A 299-nucleotide genomic window follows, 5' to 3' on the forward strand; every position below is an offset into this window, starting at 1 on the left:
CGTCCACACCCTGCGCGCCATGACCCGCACGCTGCAACGCCTAGGCGCCGACCCGGGCTTGCTCGACCAGCTCGGCGCAGCCATCGACGTCGACCTGGTGGTGGGTCAGATCCTCAGCGGTGAGCACGGGCCGCACGACCACCCACTAGCAACCTGGGTTCACACCCGTGAGTGGCACGACCTGCTCGGATGGGCAGTTCAGGGCACCCCACCGCGCTCCCTGCCGGGGGCCGCTGGGCATCCCCGGCTTGCCACCCCCGACCGTGACCGGCTGTTCGACGCCCTGCGGATTACCGCAG

At 70.9% G+C, this 299-nt stretch carries 1 pseudogene; it reads left to right on the forward strand.

Annotated features, from left to right (window positions below):
* Positions 1-19: 19 nt before the first annotated feature.
* A pseudogene (locus ADL29_RS43445) lies at positions 20-299 on the forward strand (XRE family transcriptional regulator); the annotation flags it as partial.

Origin of the sequence: Streptomyces chattanoogensis (assembly GCF_001294335.1) — a bacterium.
In the GTDB taxonomy this organism is placed as follows: Bacteria; Actinomycetota; Actinomycetes; order Streptomycetales; family Streptomycetaceae; genus Streptomyces; species Streptomyces chattanoogensis.